At 36.4% G+C, this 24,083-nt stretch carries 16 protein-coding genes; 3 read left to right on the plus strand and 13 right to left on the minus strand.

Translation table 11 applies throughout. The features are described 5' to 3' along the window. Positions 1–17 precede the first annotated feature (17 nt). Genes H3T96_RS06960 through H3T96_RS15055 form a run of 3 tightly spaced genes read right to left on the minus strand, consistent with a single transcriptional unit; the run spans position 18 to position 3,573 of the window. The gene (locus H3T96_RS06960) at positions 18–1,271 is read right to left on the minus strand and encodes a type VI immunity family protein (protein WP_144091880.1); all 1,254 of its coding nucleotides are present in this window, start codon (positions 1,269–1,271) and stop codon (positions 18–20) included. Between the two features lie 18 nt (positions 1,272–1,289). After that, on the minus strand, positions 1,290–2,543 hold the full coding sequence (locus tag H3T96_RS06965) for a type VI immunity family protein (protein WP_144091879.1): 1,254 nt from the start codon (positions 2,541–2,543) through the stop codon (positions 1,290–1,292). A gap of 34 nt (positions 2,544–2,577) precedes the next feature. Further along, positions 2,578–3,573 (minus strand): VRR-NUC domain-containing protein, encoded by a 996-nt coding sequence (locus tag H3T96_RS15055; protein WP_144091878.1) that lies wholly within the window; start codon positions 3,571–3,573, stop codon positions 2,578–2,580. Between the two features lie 26 nt (positions 3,574–3,599). On the opposite strand from H3T96_RS15055, the gene H3T96_RS15060 reads away from it, so the two are divergent. After that, positions 3,600–3,695: a hypothetical protein gene (locus H3T96_RS15060; RefSeq protein ID WP_370545721.1), complete on the plus strand. Its 96-nt coding sequence runs from the start codon at positions 3,600–3,602 to the stop codon at positions 3,693–3,695. A 580-nt stretch (positions 3,696–4,275) separates the two neighbouring features. On the opposite strand, the gene H3T96_RS06975 is transcribed toward H3T96_RS15060, so the two are convergent. The 8 genes from H3T96_RS06975 to aceE form a co-directional block, all read right to left on the minus strand. Beyond that, complete coding sequence (locus tag H3T96_RS06975) at positions 4,276–5,529, minus strand: type VI immunity family protein (RefSeq protein ID WP_144091876.1); 1,254 nt, start codon at positions 5,527–5,529, stop codon at positions 4,276–4,278. A gap of 18 nt (positions 5,530–5,547) precedes the next feature. Then, a complete protein-coding gene (locus H3T96_RS06980; protein WP_144091875.1) occupies positions 5,548–6,801 on the minus strand; it encodes a type VI immunity family protein in 1,254 nt (417 codons plus the stop codon). An 18-nt stretch (positions 6,802–6,819) separates the two neighbouring features. Beyond that, positions 6,820–8,073 (minus strand): type VI immunity family protein, encoded by a 1,254-nt coding sequence (locus tag H3T96_RS06985; RefSeq protein ID WP_144091874.1) that lies wholly within the window; start codon positions 8,071–8,073, stop codon positions 6,820–6,822. 36 nt (positions 8,074–8,109) lie between these two features. After that, positions 8,110–9,678, minus strand: a complete 1,569-nt coding sequence (locus H3T96_RS06990) for a VRR-NUC domain-containing protein (protein ID WP_186279242.1) — start codon at positions 9,676–9,678, stop codon at positions 8,110–8,112. A gap of 20 nt (positions 9,679–9,698) precedes the next feature. Next, the gene (locus H3T96_RS06995; RefSeq protein ID WP_198248622.1) at positions 9,699–12,683 is read right to left on the minus strand and encodes a type VI secretion system Vgr family protein; all 2,985 of its coding nucleotides are present in this window, start codon (positions 12,681–12,683) and stop codon (positions 9,699–9,701) included. Between the two features lie 1,435 nt (positions 12,684–14,118). Then, positions 14,119–15,543 (minus strand): dihydrolipoyl dehydrogenase, encoded by a 1,425-nt coding sequence (gene lpdA, locus H3T96_RS07000; protein ID WP_086308754.1) that lies wholly within the window; start codon positions 15,541–15,543, stop codon positions 14,119–14,121. A 16-nt stretch (positions 15,544–15,559) separates the two neighbouring features. After that, the gene (gene aceF / locus H3T96_RS07005; RefSeq protein ID WP_144093138.1) at positions 15,560–17,176 is read right to left on the minus strand and encodes a pyruvate dehydrogenase complex dihydrolipoyllysine-residue acetyltransferase; all 1,617 of its coding nucleotides are present in this window, start codon (positions 17,174–17,176) and stop codon (positions 15,560–15,562) included. A 12-nt stretch (positions 17,177–17,188) separates the two neighbouring features. Beyond that, entirely contained in the window at positions 17,189–19,855 is a 2,667-nt protein-coding gene (gene aceE / locus H3T96_RS07010; RefSeq protein ID WP_039128263.1) for a pyruvate dehydrogenase (acetyl-transferring), homodimeric type, read from the minus strand. 377 nt (positions 19,856–20,232) lie between these two features. Here aceE and lipB point away from each other — a divergent pair, with 377 nt between their 5' ends. Then, positions 20,233–20,850, plus strand: coding sequence for a lipoyl(octanoyl) transferase LipB (gene lipB, locus H3T96_RS07015; protein WP_039128260.1), 618 nt, complete (start codon positions 20,233–20,235; stop codon positions 20,848–20,850). An 18-nt stretch (positions 20,851–20,868) separates the two neighbouring features. Next, positions 20,869–21,828, plus strand: a complete 960-nt coding sequence (lipA, locus tag H3T96_RS07020) for a lipoyl synthase (RefSeq protein WP_144093140.1) — start codon at positions 20,869–20,871, stop codon at positions 21,826–21,828. Between the two features lie 94 nt (positions 21,829–21,922). On the opposite strand, the gene H3T96_RS07025 is transcribed toward lipA, so the two are convergent. Both H3T96_RS07025 and H3T96_RS07030 read right to left on the minus strand, forming a co-directional pair. Further along, positions 21,923–23,125, minus strand: coding sequence for a hypothetical protein (locus tag H3T96_RS07025; protein ID WP_144093142.1), 1,203 nt, complete (start codon positions 23,123–23,125; stop codon positions 21,923–21,925). Continuing rightward, the gene (locus H3T96_RS07030) at positions 23,125–23,397 is read right to left on the minus strand and encodes a PAAR domain-containing protein (protein ID WP_039128253.1); all 273 of its coding nucleotides are present in this window, start codon (positions 23,395–23,397) and stop codon (positions 23,125–23,127) included. Before H3T96_RS07030 ends, H3T96_RS07025 begins: the two co-directional genes overlap by 1 nt. Positions 23,398–24,083: the final 686 nt, after the last annotated feature.

A 24,083-nucleotide genomic window follows, 5' to 3' on the forward strand; every position in this document is an offset into this window, starting at 1 on the left:
CACTGCTCAGCCTTGGGTTAATCACGATAGACATTTCCACCATCTTCCCGACGTAACAGTTGCCAAGTTACATCGTTATAGACTTGTTGCGTTTCACTATCAATAAATGGCTCAACTTTATGACCTTGGGTTAACTCCCGATACTCAACCTTACCATTGATCTGGGCAGAATAAACGCCCGTATGTGGGCATAATTGACCGGTTTGAATGCTAATTCGAACCTTTGAATCCATATTAATAATCTGCGCTGATTGTGGTTCATTACTTACTGTAGTATCCGTTGCTTCGACATCATCAAACCGACCTTGCCACTCTTTTGAAGTTCGTTTGTTAAAACGAATTTCACCGTTTATTGAACCCAAACCTAGTGAAAGAATTTCTGGTGCTCGTGCGGGTTTTAATAAAGCATTAACATTGACATAGTGCTTAGGATAGGGGTTGCTTGCTACATCACCCAACTCAGGCACTTCACCTGCCCGAACAATCACACCTCCGGCGTAAGGATAAAAACGGATCTCGTTATCATTATTATGCTCTTTTAACGCCTCAAGACTGCCTAATTTATCGGTTATAAGTTGGTCACTGAGTATGGTTAACCAGTTGATACATTTAAAACCTTCTCTAAGGTGCTCATCACCTTCAACATTAGAAATATCTAAACCCAAAAACTGATGAGCCAGTTCATACTCTAAATATTGATAATCGTAATACTCATGACTATGCTGGATACCTAATCCAAAAAATCCATGCATTGGTTGTAATATTTCGCTGATTTGTTGATTTAACGCTATTAATTGCTCTACGCCAAACTCTTTAAGTTCGGATATGGGTAAATAGAGTTGAACATAAGTTACATCTGGATATAATTTTTCATACCACTCTGGTTCTGAAAAAGTTTTAATTAGATATTCTGGAACAAACTCTAAATTATCAACATTACTCCAATAAAAATTCAATACATCTAATGCATAATTATTAATAAGATCTTGTTTTTTATCTATACTGAATTTTTGATAAGGATGCAGTTGGTTAGAATTTCCATCAAAAAAACCAAACTTTAGCTTATCGCCCCAATATTTATCATATAGCGTCAAAACCTGACCTATTGCTTGGCGCTTTTCGGGTAGATAACCCTGATCTAAATAATAACACCCTACCAAGCCTGTTTTTATTGCATCTTCAATATTATTGGGATCTAAATAATGACCATAGGTAAATCTGTTATAGTTTTCCTTATATTCATCTAATAACTTTTGTAATTTATTTTTCATTCACTGCTCAGCCTTGGGTTAATCACGATAGACATTTCCACCATCTTCCCGACGTAACAGTTGCCAAGTTACATCGTTATAGACTTGTTGAGTTTCACTATCAATAAATGGCTCAACTTTATAACCTTGGATTAACTCCCGATATTCAACCTTGCCATTGATCTGAGCAGAATAAACACCCGTATGTGGGCATAATTGACCGGTTTGAATGCTAATTCGAACCTTTGAATCCATATTAATAACTTCCGCTGAGTGTAGCTCATGACTTACTATCATATCCGTTGCTTCGACATCATCAAACCGACTTTGCCACTCTTTTGATGTTCGATCATTAAAACGAATTTCACCGTTTATTGAACCAAAACCTAATGAGCCAAGCTCTGGTGCTCGTGCGGGTTTTAATAAAGCATTAACATTGACATAGTGCTTAGGATAGGGGTTGCTTGCTACATCACCGAGCTCAGGCACTTCACCTGCCCGAACAACCACACCTCCTGCGTAAGGATAAAAACGGATCTCGTTATCACTATTACGCTCTTTTAGCGCCTCAAGGCTGCCTAATTTATCGGTTATAAGTTGGTCACTGAGTATGGTTAACCAGTTAATACATTTAAAACCACCACGAAAACGCAAATCACTTTCAACATTAGAAATGTCTAAACCCAAAAACTGATGTGCCAATTCATACTCTAAATATTGATAATCGTAATACTCATGACTATGCTGGATACCTAAACCAAAAAATCCATGCATTGGCTGTAATATTTCGCTGATCTGTTGATTTAACGTTATTAATTGCTCGACGCCAAACTCTTTAAGTTCGGATATGGGTAAATAGAGTTGAACATAGCTTATTTCTTGATGTACCTTCTCATACCATTCTGGTTCTGAAAAGGTCTCGATAAAATATTCTGGAACAAACTCTAAATTATCAACATTACTCCAATAAAAATTCAATACATCTAATGCATAATTATTAATAAGATCTTGCTTTTTATCTATACTGAATTTTTGATAAGGATGCAGTTGGTTGGGGTTTCCATCCAAAAAACCAAACTTTAGTTTATCGCCCCAATATTTATCATATAGCGCCAAAACCTGACCGATTGCTTGACGTTTTTCAGGTAGATAACCTTGGTCTAAATAATAACACCCTACCAAGCCGGTTTTTATTGCATCTTCAATATTATTGGGATCTAAATAATGACCATAGGTAAATCTGTTATAGTTTTCCTGATATTCGTCTAATAACTTTTGTAATTTATCTTGCATGGTATATCCTATAATTAATTGTGCTTAGTGGTTATCAATTGCCTTCAAAACCTGTAGGTTCATCGCCGGGAGTAAAATAGTAATAAAACTGTTGTCGATATGGATAGTAATGAATTTTATAATTGTTTTTATCCAACCGAAATCTGTCCTTATTTTGCTTAGCTTCGGCAGAATCATCGATATATTCTATTGTTCTGTTTATTTTATTAAAGTCTGAATTCTGCTGATAACGATAATCAATTTCAATAAGGCGATCATCTTCATATTTAAGCTTTTCTTGTTCATTAAATTCTGGATAATAGGTAAGCTGCCCATTGCGCTCTAATACATAATTATTAGTCATTCCCTGCTCGGCTGCTAATGGCAAAGATGCTGCTCCAACGGTTGCTACTGTGGCTTTTGTTATTGGGGTAAACTCTATGACTTTAGCCCCACTACGAACTACTGTTGTTGTAGTGGCTATTTCGGTAACCGAGGTTCCAGTAACGAAAGCACCAGCCATTGCGGACATGCTTGCAATGCCAACTGAAGCTAATGGATAGTTAACAATCATCTCATGCCGTTGTTCATAACGTTGCCAAGCTTCTGCATATCTTTTTTGGTTGGAATCATCAATTGCTACTAATTGTGGACGGCTGTACTCAATCTCTTGTTGTTTGACCCATTTAATAATATGCTTGTATATAGCATCATATTCAAGCTGCATGCGCTGTTCAATGCTAAGTACTGATTTGGTATTGGCCATAGCGGTTTCGCCAACAGTTTGATAAAGTGGTTCTTTTTTAGCCTTGGTAAGCATCTCTTCTTCTTTATCTTTGCGGTTACGGAATTCACATTGCTTTAACGTCATTAAACGCAATTTTTTAATTTTATTACTAGCAATTTTTAAATAAGCACTTCGTTGTTCTTTTGTAAGTTTATCCCCAGGAAATTTTATTTCAATAACAGTATTAATATTATCAGGATGATAACCTTTTTCACCGGTTAAAGTATGATCCTTTTTTCTAATTACGTCAGGAATACGAATCATACCTCGTCCATTTGGAAACCGCTCATTTGCTTTCTCAGGATCGAGTGTTCGATATCCATTTTCAATGTCATTATCACTACTTCTTTTTAGCGATAACTCGTTTTCAAGTGTTGTTTTATTAACCATAGAATCAACCACGTTAACGCCACCAAAATCAAATTGATAACCTCCTGTTGGGTCACCATATATATTTGCTTCGCGGTATTCACGATAGATCATTTGATATTTAGATACGGGCCAATAACTTGGTCGAGACGGTTCACTGTTACTCATTAATGGCGTTGGAGGGTTAGTGGTCATGTTGTATCCTACCTCACCACAATATGGGAATTGATACCCAAAATTTGCAGCATCTTGCCTAATCCACATGGTTACTTGTCGTTGATATCGTGGCGTATTATTTGTTTTACAAATATAGGGGGAATTTTTTGCTGCTTGCATTTTATTACATAAATAAAAAATATCGACAGCATTATCTACTAATAAAACTGTACCTAATTCGGATGCATCATCACGAGTTGTGGCAGTACTACGCCCTGCAGTTGTTGGTTTTGCGGTTTTTTTATCACTCATTCCATTCATTGTTTTTTGTCCTAACTATCATTAAAATCGAGCTTTACTCGCTTACCTGTTGCTATATGCTACATGTCTTGCTTCGAACGTATTTTGTAATTTATTTTTCATTCACTGCTCTGTTTTAGGTTAATCACGATAGACATTGCCACCATCTTCCCGACGTAACAGTTGCCAAGTTACATCGTTATGGACTTGTTGAGTTTCACTATCAATAAATGGCTCAACTTTATGACCTTGGATTAACTCCCGATACTCAATCTTGCCATTGATTTTGGCAGAATAAACGCCCGTATGTGGGCATAATTGACCGGTTTGTATGCTAATTCGAACCTTTGAATCCATATTAATAATCTGCGCTGATTGTGGCTCATGACTTACTGCAATATCCGTTGCTTCAACATCATCAAACCGACATTGCCACTCTTTTGAGGTTCGATTATTAAAACGAATTTCTCCGTTTATTGAACCAAATCCTAATGAGGCAATTTCTGGTGCTCGTGCGGGTTTCAATAAAGCATTAACATTAACATAGTGCTTAGGATAGGGATTTCTTGCTACATCACCCAACTCAGGTACTTCACCTGCCCGAACAACCACGCCTCCGGCGTAAGGATAAAAACGGATCTCGTTATCACTATTACGCTCTTTTAGCGCCTCAAGGCTGCCTAATTTATCGGCTATAAATTGGTCACTGAGTATGGTTAACCAGTTAATACATTTAAAACCACTACGAAAACGCAAATCACTTTCAACATTAGAAATATCTAATCCCAAAAACTGATGTGCCAGTTCATACTCTAAATATTGATAATCGTAATACTCATGACTATGCTGGATGCCTAATCCAAAAAATCCATGCATTGGCTGTAATATTTCGCTTATCTTTTGATTTAAATCTATTAATTGCTCTACGCCAAACTCTTTAAGTTCGGATATGGGTAAATAGAGTTGAACATAGCTTATTTCTTGATGTAATTTTTCATACCACTCTGGTTCTGAAAAAGTTTTAATTAGATATTCTGGAACAAACTCCAAATTATCAACGTTACTCCAATAAAAATTCAACACATCTAATGCATAATTATTAATTAGATCTTGCTTTTTATCTATACTGAATTTTTGATAAGGATGCAGTTGGTTGGGGTTTCCATCCAAAAAACCAAACTTTAGCTTATCGCCCCAATATTTATCATATAGTGCCAAAACCTGACCTATTGCTTGGCGCTTTTCGGGTAGATAACCCTGATCTAAATAATAACACCCCACCAAACCTGTTTTTATTGCATCTTCAATATTATTCGGATCTAAATAATGACCATAGGTAAATCTGTTATAGTTTTCCTGATATTCATCTAATAACTTTTGTAATTTATTTTTCATTAACTGCTCTGTATTGGGTTAATTTCGATAGACATTTCCACCATCTTCCCGACGTAACAGTTGCCAAGTTACATCGTTATAGACTTGTTGCGTTTCACTATCAATAAATGGCTCAACTTTATGACCTTGGATTAACTCTCGATACTCAATCTTGCCATTGATCTGGGCAGAATAAACACCCGTATGTGGGCATAATTGACCAGTTTGTATGCTAATTCGAACCTTTGAATCCATATTAATAACTTTCGCTGATTGTGGCTCATGACTTACTGCAATATCCGTTGCTTCAACATCATCAAACCGACTTTGCCACTCTTTTGAGGTTCGATTATTAAAACGAACTTCACCGTTTATTGAACCAAAACCTAATGAGCCAAGCTTTGGTGCTCGTGCGGGTTTTAATAAAGCATTAACATTGACATAGTGCTTAGGATAGGGGTTGCTTGCTACATCACCGAGTTCAGGAACCTCACCTGCCCGAACAACCACACCTCCGGCGTAAGGATAAAAACGGATCTCGTTATCACTATTACGCTCTTTTAACGCTTCAAGACTGCCTAATTTATCGGTTATAAGTTGGTCACTTAGTATGGTTAACCAGTTGATACATTTAAAACCCTCTCTAAAGTTCTTATCGGCTTCAACATTAGAAATATCTAAACCCAAAAACTGATGCGCCAGTTCATATTCTAAATATTGATAATCATAATACTCATGACTATGCTGAATGCCTAATCCAAAAAATCCATTCATTGGCTGTAATATTTCGCAGATTTGTTGATTTAACGCTATTAATTGCTCTACACCAAACTCTTTAAGTTCGGATATAGGTAAATAGAGTTGAACATAACTTATATACTGATGTAATTTTTCATGCCACTCTGGTTCTGAAAAGGTTTCGATAAAATATTCTGGAACAAATTCCATATTATCAACGTTACTCCAATAAAAATTCAACACATCTAATGCATAATTATTAATTAGATCTTGCTTTTTATCTATACTGAATTTTTGATAAGGATGCAGTTGGTTGGCGTCTCCATCAAAAAAACCAAACTTTAGCTTATCGCCCCAATATTTGTCATATAGCGCCAAAACCTGACCTATTGCTTGACGCTTTTCAGGTAGATAACCTTGGTCTATGTAATAACACCCCACCAAACCGGTTTTTATTGCATCTTCAATATTATTGGGATCCAAATAATGACCATAGGTAAATCTGTTATAGTTTTCCTGATATTCATCTAATAACTTTTGTAATTTATTTTTCATTCACTGCTCAGCCTTGGGTTAATCACGATAGACATTTCCACCATCTTCCCGACGTAACAGTTGCCAAGTTACATCGTTATGGACTTGTTGCGTTTCACTATCAATAAATGGCTCAACTTTATGACCTTGGATTAACTCCCGATACTCAATCTTGCCATTGATTTTGGAAGAATAAACGCCCGTATGTGGGCATAATTGACCGGTTTGAATGCTAATTCGAACTTTTGAATCCATATTAATAACTTCCGCTGATTGTGGCTCATGACTTACTGTAGTATCCGTTGCTTCTACATCATCAAACCGACATTGCCACTCTTTTGAGGTTCGATTATTAAAACGAATTTCACCGTTTATTGAGCCAAAACCTAATGAGGCAATTTCTGGTGCTCGTGCGGGTTTCAATAAAGCATTAACATTAACATAGTGCTTAGGATAGGGATTTCTTGCTACATCACCCAACTCAGGTACTTCACCTGCCCGAACAACCACGCCTCCGGCGTAAGGATAAAAACGGATCTCGTTATCACTATTACGCTCTTTTAGCGCCTCAAGGCTGCCTAATTTATCGGTTATAAGTTGGTCACTGAGTATGGTTAACCAGTTGATACATTTAAAACCTTCTCTAAGGTGTTCATCGTCTTCATCGTTAGAAATGTCTAATCCCAAAAACTGATGCGCCAGTTCATACTCTAAATATTGATAATCGTAATACTCATGACTATGTTGGATGCCTAATCCAAAAAATCCATGCATTGGCTGTAATATTTCGCTTATCTGTTGATTTAACGCTATTAATTGCTCTACGCCAAACTCTTTAAGTTCCGATATAGGTAAATAGAGTTGAACATAAGTTATATCCTGATGTAATTTTTCATACCACTCTGGTTTTGAAAAGGTCTCAATAAAATATTCTGGAACAAACTCTAAATTATCAACATTACTCCAAAAAAAATTTAATGTCTCAAAAGCATAGTTATTAATAAGCTCTTGCTTTTTATCTATACTGAACTTTTGATATGGATGCAGTTGGTTAGGGTTTCCATCAAAAAAACCAAACTTTAGCTTATCGCCCCAATATTTATCATATAGTGCCAAAACCTGACCGATTGCTTGGCGCTTTTCAGGTAGATACCCCTGGTCTAAGTAATAACACCCCACCAAACCTGTTTTTATTGCATCTTCAATATTATTGGGATCTAAATAATGACCATAGGTAAATCTGTTATAGTTTTCTTGATATTCATCTAATAACTTTTGTAATTTATCTTGCATGGTATATCCTATAATTAATTGTGCTTAATGTGGTTATCAATTACTTTCAAAATCTGTTGGTTCATCGCCGGGAGTAAAATAGTAATAAAACTGTTGTCGATATGGATAGTAATGAATTTTATAATTGTTTTTATCCAACCGAAATCTGTCCTTATTTTGCTTAGCTTGGGCAGAATCATCAATATATCCTATCGTTGTGTCTATTTTATCAAAGTCTAAATTCTGCTGATAACGATAATCAATTTCAATAAGGCGATCATCTTCATATTTAAGCTTTTCTTGCTCATTAAATTCTGGATAATAGGTAAGCTGCCCATTGCGTTCTAATACATAATTATTAGTCATTCCCTGCTCGGCTGCTAATGGCAAAGATGCTGCTCCAACGGTTGCTACTGTGGCTTTTGTTATTGGGGTAAACTCTATGACTTTAGCGCCACTACGAACTACTGTAGTTGTAGTTGCTATTTCGGTAACGGAGGTTCCAGTAACGAAAGCACCAGCCATTGCGGACATGCTTGCAACGCCAACTGCAGCTAATGGATAGTTAACAATCATCTCATGCCGTTGTTCATAACGTTGCCAAGCTTCTGCATATCTTTTTTGATTGTAATCATCAATTGCCACTAATTGTGGACGGCTATATTCAATCTCTTGTTGTTTAACCCATTTAATAATATGCTTGTATATAGCATCATATTCAAGCTGCATGCGCTGTTCAATATTAAGTGCTGATTTGGGATTAGTCATAGCAGTTTCGCCAATAGTTTGATAAAGTGGATCATCTTTAGCATTGGCAAGCATCTCTTCTTCTTTATCTTTGCGGTTACGAAATTCACATTGCTTTAACGTCATTAAGCGAAATCTATCACGATTGCCTCCTGCAATTTTTAAATAATCTTTACGCTGATCCTTACTAAGGTCATCCCCAGGAAATTTTATTTCAATAACAGTATTAATATTATCAGGATGATAACCTTTTTCACCGGTTAAAGTATGATCCTTTTTTCTAATTACGTCAGGAATACGAATCATACCTCGTCCATTTGGGAATCGCTCACTTGCTTTCTCAGGATTGAGTGTTCGATATCCTTTTTCAATGTCATTATCACGACTTCTCTTTAGCGATAACTCGTTTTCAAGTGTTGTTTTATTAACCATAGAATCAACCACGTTAACGCCACCAAAATCAAATCGATAACCTCCTGTTGGGTCACCATATATATTCGCTTCGCGGTATTCACGATAGATCATTTGATATTTTGATACTGGCCAATAACTTGGTCGAGACGGTTCACTGTTACTCATTAATGGTGTAGGTGGTTCAGTGGTCATGTTGTATCCTACCTCACCGCAATAAGGGAATTGATACCCAAAACTTGCAGCATCTTGTCTAATCCACATGGTTACTTGTCGTTGATATCGAGGCGTATTATTTGTTTTACAAATATAGGGAGAATTTTTTGCTGCTTGCATTTTATTACATAAATAAAAAATATCGACAGCATTATCTACTAATAAAACTGTACCTAATTCGGATGCATCACGACGAGTTGTGGCAGTACTGCGCCCTGCAGTTGTTGGTTTTGCGGTTTTTTTATTACTCATTCCATTCATTGTTTTTTATCCTAACTATCATTAAAATCGAGCTTTACTCGCTTACCTGTTGCTATATGTCTTGCTTCGAACGTATTTTGTGATTTTTTCTCAAGAGCCTTACCGACAATTGTTTCTGGATTCTCAGTAAATATTCGTCGGGTATGTCCTTTTGCATCTGTGATACCACTAACAATTTGTCCATTAATTTCAATTTGATAAGGATGGAAAGGTAAAGGCTTGCCGGTTTCATGATCCGTTAGAATAAAAAATTCGCTACATCCATTGACATAAGGTAAGCTAAGATAAGGAGTCGGTATTGAAGCTGGCCCCATTTTTTGTAGTGCACTACTTTTTATATAAACATTATCCGCCGTACCCAGTTCAATCCCAGCACTACTGATTTTGATGTATGAACCTCCGCACATTAACTTCAGATCTTCACTTGCGGTGACCGTTAATTTTCCATCAACACTGTCTATTTTAATATCTTGCTTAGCAGCCATATTCAGGTTGGCATTTTGTGCCTGCACCTCAACATCACCTTGGTTAGCAAAGACTTTCATTCCCGACTTATGGGCAAACAGACCGATGGATTCCCCTGATGAGACAGTTATGTTTTTTAACGCATTAATGTCAGTTTGGTTTTCACTGGTCATTGAAACGCTGTTTGATGTGGACAGTTGAATGTTTTCTGGACTGGTTAAAGCGATGCCCTCTTGTGCATAAGCAAGAATACCACTTTGGGCTAATTGGGTTAATGTTGTTTTAAGTTGCGCCTGACTGTCAGTATCCGCACCATGGGCTTCAGAGGCAGTTGCTGCATTTTGCAGTGCTTTGGCAATTGATAACGCATTTTCAAGCTGGGTAATGGCACCTTGCATATCCAGTTGTTTACCCTGTGCCTTAGGCTCGGTCTGACTGGTCAGATATAAACCTTTATTGGCCGCAATCGCTCCCCACTCATCGGTGCGCAGTTCAAATCCCTCACCGCGCTGCTCTTTGTTTTGGTCAACTAAATGCCCGATGTTAAGCTGGGTTTTACCGTATTCGGTCGCTAACTTGATGTGCTCTTGTCCGCGCTTATCATCCATCCGCAGTTTGTTGTTAGCAGGAGTACGAATTACATTTCGGTGTTTGTTTATGGCGGTCACATGGTCAGGGTGTTGACTGTCATGCATCGCATGTGCAATATAAGGTCGGTCCGGATTACCGTTAGTAAACGCTACCGCAACTTCTGTGCCATCAATCAGTGGAAAGTGAAAACCATAGGTACTGCCCGCATACGGTTTAGCCAGTCTTAACCATAAGCTCTCTTCACCGTTTCGCCACTCTTTTAAATCAAAGTTAAATTTAACCCGATAGCGCCCTTGTGTATCAATATAACCATAGGTGTCATTATTCGGACTGGTTACTCGTGCCGGTAAAGTGCCGTCAATAGTCGGAAAAGGAATCGGCTCTGGGCGGTAAGGTTTTAATGGTTGGTATGGTATAGCAGTAAAACTCAGCTCATAAGCCTCACTGCGATTTCCCTGTCCTTGCACCGTTAATATCATTACCCCCTCATCTATTCCGGCAATCGTACTGCCTTTGATGCGGATATGTTGACCAGGAGCTAAATTGGCCTGATTGCTTTTACCCCGGATAACAATTTGACGGCTAATGGCGTGTTCATGGCGAATGCGGGCATACCATTCACCACTTTCAACAACATTACCGGTGTTAGCTTGATTACTGTTAATATCACTGCTGTTGTTATTGCTATTACTATTGTTAGTGTTATCGCTATTATTGTCGTTGTCATTACTATTGCCGTTACTGCCTTGACTGTCATCGGTATCAATATCACCACTGTTTTCATCATCATTACTGTTGTAATTATTTATATCATTGTTATTGGTATTACTACCATTGCTATTTAAGCCTTTATAGTGCTCATCATAACGGTAATCGGTGCCATAAGTGGTATTATCTTTCCTTTGGCTGTTAACTTCACCGAGTAAATTGGCCTGCGCATCGCGGTAGTTATAATCTTGTACTTGTACCGAAGATTCCACCATCTGACTGTGTAAGGTTATATCCCAGACACTTTCAACGCCATTATCCAGTGTGCCACTCGGTTGTTTGTACACAATATCAGCCACCTGCTGATAACCTTGCTCATAATCACTGATGACCATCACATCACAATTATGTTCACCATGCGTTTCAAACCGGAAATAGACCCCCACATCAGCAAGCAGTCTTTGAATAAACTCAAGGTCACTCTCTTGCCACTGGGTGATAAATTCGCGTTCAGGGTATTGCTCTTTAAGCACTAAACGATAATCAATTCCTGTATAACCATGACCACGCAAGACCTCTTCAACCACACTGATAACGCTTTGATTCTGAAAAATAGCACAGTTATGACTTAATGCCAGTTTGGCTAATTGCGAGGACAAGACAACCTGATAACGGGCTTCATCATTACTGACTGATAATTGACTGAACTGGGTTATCACACCATAAAGAGTGCGTGAGCTGCCTTGAGATAATAGTGAGTTTAACGGATTAAGCGGATTAAACTGGGTTAAAGAGTTAAGTGAATCAAGTGGATTAGATTGTTTAAGTTTATCTAACTGTTTTAATGGCTCAGACTGTTTTAATGCATCTAATGGATTAGCCGAAGTTAAGGAATTAAGTGCATTAAGTCCTTGAGTTGCAAAGTCACTTAAACTACTAGAATTAGCAGGATTAAAACTCAAACAGGCATTTTGGTTAAGAAATGACTCAACAGAAAGTTGTTTATCCGAGCTGGTAAAGGTAATGGTGTAATACCAAGGCTGGTTAAGTTGCTCATTACCCTCAACTTGTAAAACTGAAACTTCAGCAGGTAAACCATCAATATTTAGTGTATAACGATTATGTCCTGCTCCATTAACTAAACCTTGCTTTAAACCCCGACTTAAACCATTGCCCAACTGATCCACTAGATTGGGTGATCCTTTATCCATGCTATCCTCAATATATTTCATGTACACTGCAAATGTGTTTTATTGAATTATTTATTATTAATAAGTATTTAGGATTATTTTTCACTAACAATTTGATTATTTGAAAATTCGTTAGAAATAAAACGCTTGAATAAAGCTGTGATAAAAAATAATCTAAGAAGTCTATAAAATACCTTTTTTTGCGTTTTTTGCAATCTTTTTTTAGTATTTTTTTAAATCAAATTACATGCATAACTTACTGATATTATTAATTATATTAATAAAATATCATTAAAAATTTGTTACTTAAACATGATCAAACAAGGATTAACAAAATTTGGATATTGCAGATTTTTTATTGAGTATTTTGCATCGAATTTTTATTAAAAGTTATATCTAAAAAATCACTTCTATTCAAACATAACCTGAAAGCTTTTGGCATAAATAACTAACCAACAATTACCAAAAAAATTTTCTCTTTAAAAATACCAATAAAATTATGAATAAAATTTTAGAGTAGTTAAATAATAGAGTTAAAGACATTCAAAAACTTAATTATATCATTTGGTTATAATCAGTTATGTAAAAATTATTCAGGAGTCTATACCATTTCATTATAAAATCACGCCAGATCTAAATTCTAAGAAAGAATGATCATTGTGAATTGTAGGTATAATTTGGATTTTATGTATTCTGCATAAGTATTTTGTAGAGTGTTTTTAAATCATTAGGCCTAAAAATTGACTTTTACTCAAATATAGCTATAACCTGAAGCTTTTGGCATAAATAACTAACCAACAATTACCAAAAAAATTTTCTCTTTAAAAATACCAATAAAATTATGAATAAAATTTTAGAGTAGTTAAATAATAGAGTTAAAGACATTCAAAAACTTAATTATATCATTTGGTTATAATCAGTTATGTAAAAATTATTCAGGAGTCTATACCATTTTATTATAAAATCACGCCAATTTTAAATTCTAAGCAAAGAATGATCATTGTGAATTATAGGTAGAATTTGGATTTTATGTATTACCCAAAGGTATTTGGTAACATCTATTTTTAAATCATTAGGCCTAAAAATTGATTTTTACTCAAATATAGCTATAACCTGAAGCTTTTTGACAAAATAACTGATTGCACAGCGATAAAAAATAGTTTTTAAACTATCGATAGGATTGTGAATAGGATTTTAGTTTGAATAAATAATTGGGTTGAGTTTTATCTAAAATAATTAATTATATTAATAGTTTATAATTTATTTTGTAAAAAATATTCAGGAGTCTATACCGTTTCATTTTCTTTTCACGAAATAGGTTCTATTAAGTAAATGTGTCGTTAACTTGAAAATAACTTAATAATTAACTTTGAGCTTTTTTATAAGAATGAAATTTAATTAACATAACGTACAAAATAAAAAAAACCGTCAGAGTAAACTGACGGCAAATTATTGAAGGAAACTTAAAATTAAAATTTTATTTTTTTACTGCTTTTGCATTAGGTAAATCGGTAATAGAACCTTCATAAATTTCAGAAGCTAAACCGATTGATTCATGCAGTGTTGGGTGGGCATGGATGGTTAAAGCAATATCTTCTGCATCACAGCCCATTTCAACGGCTAAGGTGATTTCACCAAGTAATTCACCACCATTCGCACCGACTACGGCACCACCGAGTAAACGATTATCCGCTTTATTAAAAATTAACTTAGTCATACCTTCTGAACAATCAGATGCAATAGCTCGTCCTGATGCTGACCAAGGGAAAATCGCAACTTCGTAATCAATGCCCTTTTCTTTTGCCTCTTTTTCGGTTAAACCAACCCAAGCAACTTCGGGTTCAGTATAGGCAATAGAAGGAATCGTTTTAGGATCGAAGAAGTGTTTTTTACCCGCGATGACTTCAGCTGCAACATGTCCTTCATGTACCCCTTTGTGAGCCAACATTGGTTGACCTACAATATCACCTATAGCATAGATATGAGGAACATTGGTACGCATTTGCTTATCCACTTCGATGAATCCTCGATCGGTAACATTTACGCCCGCATTTTCAGCGCCGATGAGTTTACCATTTGGAGAGCGACCAATTGCCACTAAGACTGCATCATAAGTGTGAGTTTCAGTAGTGCCGTCTTTCTTCTCCATAGTGACATAAATTGCATCGTGTTTTGCTTCAACTGTCGTCACTTTAGTTTCAAGCCTTAGAGTGAATTTATTTTGAATCTGCTTAGTAAAGACTTTGATCACATCTTTATCCGCAGCAGGGATCACTTGATCGAACATTTCAACCACATCAACTTCTGAACCTAAGGCATGGTATACGGTTCCCATTTCAAGACCGATAATTCCGCCTCCCATTAATAATAATTTTTTAGGAATGGTAGTTAATGCTAACGCATCCGTTGAATCCCAAATTCGCGGATCATCATGAGGAATAAAAGGTAATTGAATTGGGCGTGAGCCTGCGGCAATAATGGCATTATCAAAAGTAATTTTAGTAATACCTTTAGCTGATGTCACATCCATTGTATGGCTACCAGTAAACTGAGCGTCACCTTGAATGACATTCACTTTACGCATTTTAGCCATGCCTGCAAGACCGTTAGTCAATTGATTAATGACCTTTTCTTTCCAAGCTCGCACTTTATCCAGTTCTAGCTTTGGTGTACCAAAATGAATACCGTGCGCGGTCAATGATTTGGCTTCATCCATAACTTTAGCAACATGTAGTAATGCTTTAGATGGAATACAACCCACATTTAGACACACACCACCTAAAGTTGAATAGCGTTCAACTAAGGTGACATCTAACCCAAGATCGGCAGCGCGAAAGGCAGCGGAGTAACCCGCTGGACCTGCACCCAAGACGACAAGTTGTGTTTTAACTTCTTGACTCATAATCTATATTCCCCCACTACATCACTAAACGACGTAAGTCGGATAAAACGTTAACAATATGACTTAGGAAGCGTGCACCATCTGCTCCGTCGATCACACGGTGATCAAAAGATAAAGATAATGGCAACATTAAGCGAGGTGTAAATTCTTTACCGTTCCAAATAGGTTTCATGCTAGAACGAGAAACACCTAAAATACCCACTTCCGGAGCGTTCACAATTGGCGTGAATGAAGTTGTACCAATTCCCCCTAAGCTGGAAATAGTGAAGCAACCACCTTGCATATCGCTACCCGTTAATTTACCATCCCGTGCTTTTTTAGAGATTTCCGCAAGTTCACGAGAAAGATCAACAATACCCTTTTTATCAACATCTTTAAATACAGGTACTACAAGTCCGTTTGGTGTATCAACCGCTACACCAATATTAATGTATTTTTTGATAATTAGCGTTTGCGCATCTTCAGATAGTGAGCTGTTAAAACGTGGATAAGCTTTTAATGCACTGGCTACTGCTTTCATAATAAAGACCAGTGGTGTGATCTTAAGGTCGAGTTTTTTCTTCTCAGCTTCGGCATTTTGTTGTTTGCGGAATGCTTCAAGATCAGTAATATCTGATTCATCAAACTCAGTAACATGAGGGATCATTACCCAGTTACGATGTAAATTAGCGCCTGATACTTTTTGAATTTTAGTTAATGGTAAGCTTTCTATTTCACCAAACTTACTAAAATCAACTTTTGGCCAAGGTAATAAGCCTGGTAGAGCACCACCCGCAGCGCCACTCTCAACTTGTTTAACCGCATTTTTAACATACGCTTGAATATCTTCACGTAAAATACGATGTTTTGGTCCTGTTGGTGTGACTTTAGCCAAATTAACACCAAATTCACGCGCTAAGCGACGTACTGACGGTGTAGCATGTGCATAAGCATCGTTTTCAACAAAATCATTACCTGAAGTGGCTGGTACCGTTGCAGATGCAGTAGGCGTTGCAGCAACCGCAGAGACTGGTGCGGATGCAGTTGGTGTTGAAGCTGGAGCAGGAGCTGTCGCAGCACTATTAGCCATAGGTGCCGCTGCTGTAGTCGTTTCAAATTCCATAATTTTGGAACCAGTTTTAACTTTATCACCAACTTTAATGATAATATTTTTAACTATACCGGCAACTGGTGCGGGAATTTCCATTGAGGCTTTATCACCCTCAACCGTTATAATATTGTCATCAATCGCAACAGTATCACCTACCTTGACTGAAATTTCGGTAACTTCAACCTCGTCACCACCAATATCTGGAACATTGACATCAACAGTTTGACTCACTGATGAAGTAGTCGGTGTAACTTCAACTTTTGGTGCAGCAGGTTGTGATGCTGATTGTGGCGCTGGAGCAGCAGCGCTGCCCTCTTCATCAAATACCATAATATCCACACCGGTTTTAACTTTATCACCAACTTTAACAATAATTGATTTTACAATCCCTGCTTGTGGAGCAGGAATTTCCATTGAAGCTTTATCCCCTTCAACCGTCATGATGTTATCATCAACAGCGACCTTATCACCCACTTTTACTAAAATTTCGGTAACTTCAACTTCATCATTACCAATATCAGGCAATTTAATTTCAATACTCATTCTTTTTACCTCTTATGCAATACGTGGGTTGAGTTTATCAGCATTGATCTCGAACTTTTTGATCGCTTCTTCAACGACACTTGCTTCAATGTCACCCCGTTTAGCAAGCTCACCTAATGCTGCAATGACAACATAAGAAGCATCGACTTCAAAGTGATGACGTAAATTTTCACGGCTATCACTGCGTCCGAAACCATCGGTTCCTAATACACGATAATTTTCCGCTGGTACAAAGCCACGTATTTGTTCGGCAAATAGTTTCATATAGTCAGTTGAAACAACAGCTGGATTATTATTCATTACTTGCGCCACGTAAGGCACTTTCGGTGTTTCGCTTGGATGTAACATGTTGTAACGTTCACAATCTTGACCATCACGAGCAAGTTCAGTAAATGAAGTGACACTATAGATATCAGAACCAACACCATACTCTTTAGCTAAAATATCCGCCGCATCACGCACATGACGTAAAATTGAACCAGAACCTAATAGCTGAACGGTTGGTTTACCGTTTTGACCTTGAACAGTGTCAAGTTTATAGATACCACGACGGATCCCCTCTTCCACACCTTCAGGCATTGCAGGTTGAGCATAGTTTTCATTTAGTGTCGTAATATAGTAGTAGACGTTTTCTTGATCGCCATACATACGACGTAAACCATCTTGCATAATAACAGCAACTTCATAAGCATAAGCAGGATCGTAAGATACGCAGTTTGGAATCGTTAAAGCTTGAATATGACTGTGACCATCTTGATGTTGTAACCCTTCACCATTTAAGGTTGTTCGGCCTGAAGTACCACCAATCATAAAGCCTCGTGCTTGTTGATCACCCGCTGCCCACATCAAATCACCAATACGTTGGAAACCAAACATTGAGTAATAGATGTAAAATGGAATCATTGGGTAATCATTAGTGCTGTATGATGTTGCCGCAGCAATCCATGATGCTGTTGCACCACATTCATTGATCCCCTCTTGTAGGATTTGCCCTTTTTCATCTTCACGATAATAAGCGACTTGTTCTCTATCTTGCGGCGTATATTGTTGACCATGCGGATTATAAATACCGATTTGACGAAATAGTCCTTCCATACCAAAAGTACGAGCTTCATCAGCTAGAATTGGTACTAGACGTGGCGCAAGATCTTTGTCTTTCAACATGATATTAAGCGCTCGTACAAAAGCAATAGTTGTTGAAATTTCTTTAGTTTGTGCTTCAAGTAGTGGAGCAAATTCACTTAAAGGAGGAATTGAGACCGTTCCTGAAAAATGAGTTAATCTTGATGGTACATAACCATTTAAAGCGTTACGGCGTTCATGAATGTATTTATATTCAGGTGTGTGCTCTTCAAATTTAATGTATGGTAATTTTTCTAAAGCATCATCCGTAACAGGAATATTGAAGAAGTCACGCACATGACGCACACCATCCATATTCATTTTTTTCACTTGGTGAGCAATATTTTTCGCTTCCGCTGCTTCACCCATACCATAACCTTTGATAGTATGCGCTAAAATAACTGTTGGTCGGTCTTTGGTCTCTTTAGCACGCATAAAGGCTGCAAACATTTTAGATGGGTCTTGACCACCACGATTAAGTCTGAAAATTTCTTCATCAGACATATCTTTTACTAATTCTGCTGTTTCAGGATATTTACCAAAGAAATGCTCACGTACATAAGCACCATCTTTTGATTTAAAGGTTTGATAATCACCATCAAGCGTTTCGTTCATTAATCTTACTAACTTGCCAGATTTATCTTTTTGTAGGAGTTTATCCCAACGGTCACCCCAAATAACTTTGATAACATTCCAACCTGCACCAGCAAAGACACCTTCTAATTCATTGATGATTTTACCATTACCGGTAACTGGACCATCTAAACGTTGTAAGTTACAGTTGATGACGAATACTAAGTTATCCAGTTTTTCACGAGTAGCAACCGTAATTGCACCTTTAGATTCTGGTTCATCCATTTCACCATCACCTAAGAAAGCATAAACAGTTTGTTCTGTGGTGTCTTTTAAACCACGATGATTTAAATATTTTAAGAATCGAGCTTGATAAATAGCACTTACTGGTCCCAATCCCATTGAAACGGTTGGGAATTGCCAAAATTCAGGGAGTAATTTAGGGTGCGGATATGATGGAAGTCCTTTACCGTGAACTTCTTGGCGGAAATTATCAAGTTGTTCTTCAGTGAGTCGGCCTTCAATAAATGCTCTTGAATAGATACCTGGGGAAATATGACCTTGGAAATAAACTAAATCACCACCGTCTTTGTCATTTCTAGCTCTAAAAAAGTGGTTAAAACAGACTTCGTAAAAAGTTGCTGCTGATTGGAATGATGCCATATGCCCGCCAAGCTCTAAATCCTTTTTAGATGCTCTTAACACCATCATAATTGCATTCCAACGCACAATTGAACGAATCCGTCTTTCTATTTCCCAATCACCTGGATACGCTGGCTGTTCTTCTACCGGAATGGTATTAATATAATTACTGGTTGAAGAACCAAAAAGTAAAGGAACTCCTCCTTCTTTTGCCTTATTGACTAATTGTTCAATAATATACTGCGCACGTTCAATTCCTTCTTCACGAATGATTGAATCAAGACTTTTGAGCCAATCTTGCGTTTCAACAGGATCGATATCATTCATTTGCATGTCCGACATATAAAAACCTCTTTTTTGTTTATAAAAATGCAGTATTTGCCATCCTTAGCTACAGCTAAAACTATAACTAACTTTGTAAGCTTCAACTCTGCATTATGGAGCTTTATGGATATAAGTCTGCCATTTTCCAAAAAAAAGTAAAGCAGACAACTGGTTAGAAAAGAATGTTAATTCCTATTAAATTAATCAACTATTTCAATTGTTATGTAAAGAAAAAGATAATTATTTGATATAAATCAAATTTAAGATACATTGAATTGCTAGAACTACTAACATCGGTTATACCTTGTTTACCTATGTGTTGTCAAGCTATAGTAAAATCTGATATATAGAAGTAAATTTACTAAAAATTAAATTTGCATAGAGCAAAAAATAATATGATCACAAACAATATTATAATTAGAGAGTTACATACTCAACCTTACATGCAAACCTATCAAGCTATGCATGATTTTACGCTCAATCGCAATGAACAAACGCCTGATGAAATATGGCTAGTTGAGCACTATCCTGTTTTTACGCAAGGCAGAGTTGGCAAACCAGAACATTTATTACATCAAACAGACATTCCAATTGTCGCAACCGATCGTGGTGGACAAATTACCTATCATGCACCCGGTCAGCAAATCATGTATATCTTATTTGATTTAAAACGTCGTAAAATAGGTATTCGTGATATTGTTAGCTGTTTAGAAAAATGCGTCATTCAAACTTTAGCACATTATGATATTATGTCTTATGCTAAAGCAGAAGCTCCCGGTGTGTATATTGATCACAAAAAGATTTGCTCTTTAGGATTACATATCAAACGAGGATGTACACTGCATGGGCTTGCATTAAATATCGATATGGATCTGGCACCATTTAAAAACATTAATCCTTGTGGTTACGCAGGATTGCAGATGACTCAATTAAAAGAATTTGTCCCACAAATTAACCGTTCTGAATTAAAACAATTGTTGACCAACAATTTTATTAATCTGTTAACAAACTAATCTAATAAGATATCTATTATGCAAAATAATGAAACCATAGTCAGAAGTTCAAAATATCGAGATGCGGATAAAACACGACTCATTCCAACCGTTACGTTAGAAGATGCAGCACCTTTAAAAAAACCCGATTGGATGAAAATCAAAATACCAGTTCATTCCACCAATATTGCGCATATTAAAAGTACGATGCGTAAACATGGATTACATTCCGTATGTGAAGAAGCGTCTTGCCCTAACTTAGCAGAATGTTTTAATCATGGTACCGCCACTTTTATGATCTTAGGGGATATCTGTACACGACGATGTCCATTTTGTGATGTTGCGCACGGACGACCATTACCTCCAGACCGCGAAGAACCCATTAAACTCGCTCAAACCATTCAAGAGATGAAATTACGTTATGTGGTAATAACTTCGGTCGATCGTGATGATTTAAAAGATGGTGGAGCCAGCCATTTTGCAGACTGTACTCGCGAAATTCGCGCATTAAGTCCAAATATTAAAGTTGAAACGCTTACACCTGATTTTCGCGGTTGTATCAATGAGGCTGTCGAAGTATTAAGTGATAATCCACCTGATGTATTTAACCACAATTTAGAGAACATTCCGCGGTTATATAAAAAGATACGTCCTGGAGCCAATTATGTAGGTTCACTTAAATTATTATCGGCATTTAAAGAAAAACACCCAGATATTCCGACAAAGTCCGGTTTAATGGTTGGACTTGGTGAAACCAATGAAGAGTTAATACAGGTTTTAAAAGATTTACGAACTCACGGCGTAACCATGTTAACACTGGGTCAATATTTACAACCAAGTAAGTATCACTTACCCGTCGAACGTTATGTTTCACCCGAAGAATTTGACGAACTCAAGCAAATTGCCTTAGGTATGGGATTTACTCATGCGGCCTGCGGACCATTTGTTCGATCCTCTTATCATGCTGATTTACAAGCGATGGGAAAAGAGGTGAAGTAAATAAAAAAACAGTTACCTTATAAAGGTTGCTAATGAACAATGATAAGATAAGCGTTGATACCATTTCATAAATATCATCACTTATCCTTTAAAATTATATCTGATTTGGAAAAGCAACAACAAAAGCAGTCACATTGGGTTTACCGATTAAAACAAGCTGCTTTTTTTTGTTTTCTTGACTATATTCAACCGCTAATGCTAAAGATAACCAATAGGCACAGTTTCTAACTGAACCTATAGAAAAATCGACATCAAAAAAATTATTTAATTTAAATTGAATATCAGTCAGATGCGTCATAATCAATTTATTCTGTTCTTCTGATACTTGGCTTGTCCAAATACCATCATAATCACTTTGATTATCTTCTCCCCACAATAGTGCTTTATCAAGAGTTTCCGTTAATGTTGAAGTTTGTTCACTGCGATGAACTTTTACGGTTCGAGCTTTAAAATCGGATAATAATGGATCTTCTATTGCTTCTTCTCCTGCAAAAAGAATAACTGAAGCAAATTCACCTTCATTTTCGGTTGGTGATTGAAAAAGGTGGGCATTTATCACCAACAATAAATCACTATCATAATCGCTATTATCTAACCATGATTCGATAAATGTGGTGCTTGTTGCCGAATCGTTAATTTCAAAACTGGTTGGTTTAACAAATTTACCAAATGTTTTAAGCCATATCCTTTCTAACTCTTCAGTTGTTATTTGCGTATCAATAAATATACGCACATGTAATTTAAGTTGTGATGATAATTGATTAAGAATCGGTTGGTAATCAGGTAACCAGTTATTAAATAACAATTCAATCCTTTTGGGCATATCACTTGGATAGATATTTTCAGGAACGGTTAAGGAACCATATTTAAAAAATAGACCATTATTACCAACTGGTTTTGTACTTAAGGAGAGTTTACTTTCGGCAACGCCTACACCATTTCCATATTTACCATGACTGGTTTCAAGAGAATGGCTAATAACATATAATCCTCTTTTTGCAAACTCAATCAGGTGTTGATGCTCCCTTTCACAATTATAATTCCATTCTTCAATATAAATATTATTATAAAATCGTATATATATTTTATATACAAAACAAAAAGACCATAATAAAAATGGTGTTATACCTGAGCAACAGATAAACCAAAAATCAGATATACCAAAAAAGTAACCATAACTGAGTGTAGCGATAAACCCGATAAGGAAAAATATTATAAGCAGTGCAAGCCAACGCCATAGTTTGATTTTTCCTTTTTTGGGCAATGGTTTGGGTAAGGATTCAAAATCAATAGCCATCAGCTTTTTCCTACTTCTGGCAGTGAAGAGATTAAGGCACAACCACAGGCAGCATGATGTCCATCTAAGGCGATTTTTTTGCCCTGATCTTTCATTGTTGCTTCACCTTCAACAATTGGGTTTACTCCATGTTTATGTATTGGACAACTGACAAGATCGCCAACACGTGCAATTGGTTTTCCACATACTTTTATCGTTGTTGATCCAGTAATGACTTTACCACCATGATCTGTATCATCCCCTAATCGAATGACGCCTCGATACTTACTCATTTCAAATCCTTGTTTATACTTTCTTTCATCAAAATTTTATAATAGTACATTATTTAACATCGTATTATTTATCTTCAATTATAACCTAACAAATCACCACTATAATATGTTTCGTTACATTTAATTTTATGAACATCATTGAAGTTAGATAAATATTTCAGGTAATTTTACTTATATTTGTATATAAAATCCATTTAACTTCTACTATTTATTTATCACCATTTTGGTTCTATCAACTCACTGATTTTAATTATTATATTTTAATACTAACTTATCAATATAAAGAAATGTTAATTTGGTGCTTTTTGGTTATAGTTATTGCAACTAAAAAGGAGATTTAGCTAAATATTACGGTTATTAATTGGATAATTTTTTATTGTTTATCCGTTAATTATTTTCCAGAGGGTTGCAAAACTCGATAAGATGACGATTCTTGATATATATCACCATTTTTTCCTTTTATATAAGGTAGCTTTTGAGTGTATATAATATCTGGTAAGCGTACGGAAGTTGAACCATATAACGCTTTAAGTTTATCTTTATTGTTATTAAGTTTACTTTCATTAGTAGTTGTTGCTTCTTAAAGACAAACACATCCATATAGTTTTTGCATTCATACTTGACCAATGACTGATAATTGAGATTAATTTTTCATAACTTACTTGATATTAGTCTTAAGGCTTAAT

Origin of the sequence: Gilliamella sp. W8136 (genome assembly GCF_016101285.1) — a bacterium.
Lineage (GTDB): Bacteria > Pseudomonadota > Gammaproteobacteria > Enterobacterales > Orbaceae > Gilliamella > Gilliamella apicola_N.

What these genes read in the sequence shown, in the direction of transcription:
- lipB (WP_039128260.1), top strand. Translation starts at nt 20,233, where the DNA reads ATGATCACAAACAATATTATAATTAGAGAGTTACATACTCAACCTTAC.
- aceE (WP_039128263.1), bottom strand. Translation starts at nt 19,855, where the DNA reads ATGTCGGACATGCAAATGAATGATATCGATCCTGTTGAAACGCAAGAT.
- H3T96_RS15055 (WP_144091878.1), bottom strand. Translation starts at nt 3,573, where the DNA reads ATGATTCGTATTCCTGACGTAATTAGAAAAAAGGATCATACTTTAACC.
- aceF (WP_144093138.1), bottom strand. Translation starts at nt 17,176, where the DNA reads ATGAGTATTGAAATTAAATTGCCTGATATTGGTAATGATGAAGTTGAA.
- H3T96_RS06995 (WP_198248622.1), bottom strand. Translation starts at nt 12,683, where the DNA reads ATGAAATATATTGAGGATAGCATGGATAAAGGATCACCCAATCTAGTG.
- H3T96_RS07025 (WP_144093142.1), bottom strand. Translation starts at nt 23,125, where the DNA reads ATGGCTATTGATTTTGAATCCTTACCCAAACCATTGCCCAAAAAAGGA.
- lipA (WP_144093140.1), top strand. Translation starts at nt 20,869, where the DNA reads ATGCAAAATAATGAAACCATAGTCAGAAGTTCAAAATATCGAGATGCG.
- H3T96_RS06985 (WP_144091874.1), bottom strand. Translation starts at nt 8,073, where the DNA reads ATGCAAGATAAATTACAAAAGTTATTAGATGAATATCAAGAAAACTAT.
- H3T96_RS06990 (WP_186279242.1), bottom strand. Translation starts at nt 9,678, where the DNA reads ATGAGTAATAAAAAAACCGCAAAACCAACAACTGCAGGGCGCAGTACT.
- H3T96_RS06980 (WP_144091875.1), bottom strand. Translation starts at nt 6,801, where the DNA reads ATGAAAAATAAATTACAAAAGTTATTAGATGAATATCAGGAAAACTAT.
- H3T96_RS06975 (WP_144091876.1), bottom strand. Translation starts at nt 5,529, where the DNA reads ATGAAAAATAAATTACAAAAGTTATTAGATGAATATCAGGAAAACTAT.
- H3T96_RS06965 (WP_144091879.1), bottom strand. Translation starts at nt 2,543, where the DNA reads ATGCAAGATAAATTACAAAAGTTATTAGACGAATATCAGGAAAACTAT.
- H3T96_RS06960 (WP_144091880.1), bottom strand. Translation starts at nt 1,271, where the DNA reads ATGAAAAATAAATTACAAAAGTTATTAGATGAATATAAGGAAAACTAT.
- H3T96_RS07030 (WP_039128253.1), bottom strand. Translation starts at nt 23,397, where the DNA reads ATGAGTAAGTATCGAGGCGTCATTCGATTAGGGGATGATACAGATCAT.
- lpdA (WP_086308754.1), bottom strand. Translation starts at nt 15,543, where the DNA reads ATGAGTCAAGAAGTTAAAACACAACTTGTCGTCTTGGGTGCAGGTCCA.